Genomic DNA, 4,609 nt, shown 5'->3' with positions numbered 1-4,609 from the left:
TTATTCATCTTTGCTTTTGTTGCTCGGCGTTCTTCTTCTGTGTATTCTAAGGTTTCAGAATTACTTTGTTCATGTTGTTTATTTTTTAACCATTCTGGTGTCATCTCACGACTAGTATTATGCTTTGGTTTACCTACATTCGCCATATCGGGTTGTCGCTTGCTATGAATGCGTTTCTCAGGTTCAAAAGTAAATTCTAACCATTCGATTTTACGTGATTTCTTAGCAGAAATTTTATTAATATTAAGGTCTTTAAATATAAAACCTAATTCATTAATAATTGGCTTGAATACCCGTTTGTTAATATCATTCATTTTATATGATTTAGGGATATCTAAACGTTCTCTCAAATCGTCCATTTCAATTTTAAAATAGCCAGTATGCTTATACTGCTTTAAAATCCTAAACATATTTTTTGCATATGTTGATTTTAAATAAGTCATCTCTTGTAGTTCAAATTTAGTAAAATCTGACGTAATTGAATTTAATACATGCTTTAAATCATTATTAATACTAATACTTAGATATTCATCTTCTGCATTTAATTCGTATGATGTAAATAATACAAACTTCTTGAACGATTTCCCGTTATGTTCTGTATATGTTAAGTTCAACATCTTATCGTATACATGTTCCAAATCTTTGATAAAACGTTCTTGTGAGCGTGAATAATAATTACTAAGATGTTTTAATTCGTCAAAAGGTATTTCTAATTTACGTGTGTCTTGCTCTTTAAGTTTGCTGCATAATGTAAAAAATAAGTCGACTTCTGTACTTGTGAATTTTCTTAAAGGTACTAAATTCATTTCATTTCGGTACACAACAGTCTCTCCAGTCATGTTATAATCACTCCTATACAGTATATATATCTTTTTAAAAGGGACTAATTAGAGGTTAGTCCCTTTTTTATTTGTTAAAAACCATAATAAACCATAATAATACAATAATCAAGAATAGAAAGGGACGTTATAATATAAACGCCCACTGTCTGTTACAAAAAGTCCCCTTTGGTGTTACAAAAAGTCCCTTTTGGTGTTACAAAAAGTCCCTTTTGGTGTTACAAAAAGTCCCCTTTGCCATCTGAAACTCCTTCTCGCAGTAAGGCTCAAAGGGTGCCTAAAAAGGGTTTAAAAAGATTTTAAAAATATATTAAAAAGTTCCAGCCCAAAATGCACAAGTTCAAAACACTTAAAAACAATGTATAAATTCTAATCGAATTTATTTATATTTAAAAAACCTAAACCATTACTTTTTTGAAAAAAAGTAAAATCAAAAAACTTCTTGAACTCGCCACACTAACTGTAGTGGAATTGGATAACCTCCAATTCCACTACAGTTAGTGTGGCGAGTATGAGTAACTGTATCAACTCCTTATACTCAATCGCTACGCTCATTCCGTTACCGTTGACACAGAAAAAAATAAGAGCCTAGAACTTTGTTCTAAACCCTTAACCCATTATTAATAGTCTTTAGATAATTTATATTGCTGGTAAGTATAATAAACTATCAATGATTGCACTACTACTTGTGAAAAAGCTAATGATACTCGAATGATTTTCTTCGTTTTCTCACTCATTTTACTCAACTCCTTTCGTTGCTTTATTCCAATTTCCTTATTGGTCGGAACCTACAGGGCTTTACGTGTTGTTGAGTTGGTACTTTCTTGGGATTAATCCCAATTCAAGTCCAACCAACTCGCTAACAAGTTAGCTAACACATAGCCCATTCCAACCAATAAGTTTTCTCGGCATAAAAACGTGTTATAATACTATTAGTTGTTTTTTCATAAGGAGTTACCCCCTTATTTGCATTTATTTTGCATTTTAAGGGGGTATTTAGAGCTTATAGAGATTTTAGGTACAAATCCTAGAATTTATTATCTAAAGCGTCTATGAACTTCGTACATGCCCACAGAATAAAGAATAATAATATAAACGGAATGAGATAGAATAAATAAGCTAAATATCTCCAAATAGATTCACCTTGAACAATTTGGTCATGAATGGTCTCTGCATAACTATTAAGCATTAATATATCGCCTATTGGTCCAGTTATCAGTGATACTAGAGAGACAATTAAAACAACAAAAAATAAAGAAAATATGCCTTGATTCATTTTACTTAACGATTTGTTGTATTTACCTATCAATTTATCGTTATCTTGAAATTTACCTTCAAGTGTTTTTTTGTATTCTTGTATTTCTGTTCTTGTCTGCTTATTACTTTCGATTACCCCATTCATAAGTGTTTTTGTATTGTTATCTATCTTTTTAAACTTATTGCCTAGGGCTTTTTGAAAGTCTTGCTCTTGATTATCAGTATCTATTTTAGCTAAATATGAACTAGCTACTGATTTATATTTTACATGCAAGTCATTACTTATTTTATTAAAGTTCGAGGTCGATTCCTCTAGCTTTTTTATTAACTGATTGTGTTGTTCTACTCTCTTGTTCTCTCTGTTTTCTAAGTCTTTCATTCTCTGCATTAATGCGTTCATTTTCTCGTCGCTCTTGCTCTCGTCTTTCTCGCTCTCGTCGTTCGTTTTCTTCTCTAAACTCGTCCCAATCTGCTTTTGTTGCTTTAATATTTGGTCTAATTTGTCGTTCAGATTGTCGATCTCGTCTTTGTTTCTCAAGTCTAAAGCCATTGTCCAACTCCTCCTTGTTATAATCTTCACCAAGTTTGCTACCACGCACTTTTTTATCTTCTTTAATATGTTTATAAGTTATGGTCTTATCTGTCATACGTGCGATTTCAACGCCTTTCGGTTTAAGTAATTCGTTAAATTCGTCAAAATCTGCTGCTTGTTCTTTTGTATCTTCAATCGCTATTCTAATTTGATTTTTCCATGATGCTTTTACATCTTTAGATTTATCCATAATGTTTTGTTCTGCTTGTGTGTAGCGTATTTGTGCTTGTTTGTCTGGTATTGATAGATTATGCGATTGGCAAACTTCGTCATTCGCTTGTCGAATATCATGCAGTGCTTTTTTATTATTATAAAATTTCTTTCCTGTTTCTAAATCAACTGAATTAATCACAATATGATTATGAACATGGTCTGTGTCGTTATGCGTATATACGGCAACTTGATGATTAGGTGCTATCTTTTCGGCTAATTCTAAGCCTAATTGATTACATTGTTCCGGTGTTACTTCGTCAGGTTTAAACGACTGAATGATTACATGTCCTTGGTTGCCATTTGTTTTACCATATAACTCACGTGTTGCTTTAAAACTGCTTTTTGCATAATCAATATCGCAATTCAAAGCACTTTTTTCTTCTGCACGTTTTTCTGCGTAATTAATTGCACGACTTGTTGATTTGGTCGAACTTATTTTAGTTGTTGCCATATCTCATGCAACTCCTTTTTAACTGAATTAAACCCATTAATTAATTCATCATATTTCTCTTCTGGTAAATTTACTGCTTGTTCTTTGTGTTGATTAAACCATTTAGCAATCTGATTTATATTGCCCCCCATAGTACCTAAACCTTTAACAATCGATTGTCGCGACTCTTTATCTAATTTGGGCGCTACCAATCGACTGCCTTGTGCCTTTTTCTTAACGAAAGAAGCCACACTCATATTCAAAGTTTCAGCAGATGCCTTCAACTTTTCATATTCGGATTCACTCACACGAAAGCTAATTTGTTTCGGCTCTTTGCGGTCGGGGGTTTGATTTTTCCCGACAGCATTATCGCTCGACAAATTATCATTTTGTTCGTTCACAATCCCACCACCTTTACTACGTAAAATAAATAATAATCTTTAGTTAATATTATAACATAATATTAACTTCACATCATTATTTAAGTGGTTTGGCAAGCACTGAAAAGTATAGCCACTTCGTGCCAATATTTTCTTGCTTGTTGGGGGAAACGCCCCCAATCCCCCTGTGATTTTTTCTGCGAAAAAATAGCAAATACAAGTGAGTATTTGCTAAACCATTACGCTCAAAAATGTGAGCGTATCAAATGAGTAATCACTAAATAAACTTTTATAGTTTATTATTAGTAATTACTCAAAAATATATTCCACCTATGTTATAGTATTTACTAAGTAATAACTCAATAAAATAAGACTATTTTATATGAGTAATCATTTAGTAAAAGGTGGAATAAAAATGCCAAGTCAAGACCAAAAAAAAGCCAAAACAATCAATATCAATTTAACCGAAGAAGAGTATGAAAAAGTAAGAGCTTTAGCTCAAATCAGAGATTTAAATCCAACAGCTTATACACGTTTAGCAGCACTAGGTAATCGAATAAAGCCAACCGTTATTGAAATGCCTAAAGAACAATTGACCATTGAAGATACTAACGAAGTTGAAACGTTGAAATCTGAAAATCAAGAATTAAAAGAGCAAAAAAAATATGATAATGAACGCATTGAAGTGTTAGATAGATTCATCAAGTATGTTAATGATAAGGGGTATATTGACTTTAAAGGCTATAAAGAGGATTTTGGTTTAATGCAAGCAATGGCAAATTATAGCGAAAGTAAAAATGTAAATGTGGAAAAAAATTGAAAGGAAATTAAAGATGAATAAAAAAAGCCCCACCGATCAGACGTGATGGTTGGGGGCTTTTTTTATTCATCTTTGCTT

The 4,609-nt window shown here is 32.1% G+C and carries 5 protein-coding genes; 1 reads left to right on the top strand and 4 read right to left on the bottom strand.

What is annotated here, in order from left to right; translation table 11 throughout:
- The 4 genes from KA926_RS11755 to KA926_RS11740 form a co-directional block, all read right to left on the bottom strand.
- Positions 1–839, bottom strand: an 839-nt coding sequence (locus KA926_RS11755; RefSeq protein ID WP_210144510.1) for a replication initiation protein, incomplete at its 3' end; no start/stop codon positions are given.
- Positions 840–1,866: 1,027 nt separating this feature from the next.
- Positions 1,867–2,370 (bottom strand): MATE family efflux transporter, encoded by a 504-nt coding sequence (locus tag KA926_RS11750; RefSeq protein ID WP_210144508.1) that lies wholly within the window; start codon positions 2,368–2,370, stop codon positions 1,867–1,869.
- 16 nt (positions 2,371–2,386) lie between these two features.
- Positions 2,387–3,352, bottom strand: a complete 966-nt coding sequence (locus tag KA926_RS11745; RefSeq protein WP_210144505.1) for a relaxase/mobilization nuclease domain-containing protein — start codon at positions 3,350–3,352, stop codon at positions 2,387–2,389.
- Positions 3,334–3,732 (bottom strand): plasmid mobilization protein, encoded by a 399-nt coding sequence (locus tag KA926_RS11740; protein WP_210144503.1) that lies wholly within the window; start codon positions 3,730–3,732, stop codon positions 3,334–3,336. Before KA926_RS11740 ends, KA926_RS11745 begins: the two co-directional genes overlap by 19 nt.
- A 394-nt stretch (positions 3,733–4,126) precedes the next feature.
- Here KA926_RS11740 and KA926_RS11735 point away from each other — a divergent pair, with 394 nt between their 5' ends.
- A complete protein-coding gene (locus KA926_RS11735; protein WP_107360376.1) occupies positions 4,127–4,531 on the top strand; it encodes a plasmid mobilization protein in 405 nt (134 codons plus the stop codon).
- Positions 4,532–4,609: the final 78 nt, after the last annotated feature.

This window comes from Staphylococcus sp. GDY8P94P, assembly GCF_017892255.1.
In the GTDB taxonomy this organism is placed as follows: domain Bacteria; phylum Bacillota; class Bacilli; order Staphylococcales; family Staphylococcaceae; genus Staphylococcus; species Staphylococcus cohnii.
This window is presented reverse-complemented; position numbering and strand designations above follow the sequence as displayed.

What these genes read in the sequence shown, in the direction of transcription:
- KA926_RS11735 (WP_107360376.1), top strand. Translation starts at nt 4,127, where the DNA reads ATGCCAAGTCAAGACCAAAAAAAAGCCAAAACAATCAATATCAATTTA.
- KA926_RS11745 (WP_210144505.1), bottom strand. Translation starts at nt 3,352, where the DNA reads ATGGCAACAACTAAAATAAGTTCGACCAAATCAACAAGTCGTGCAATT.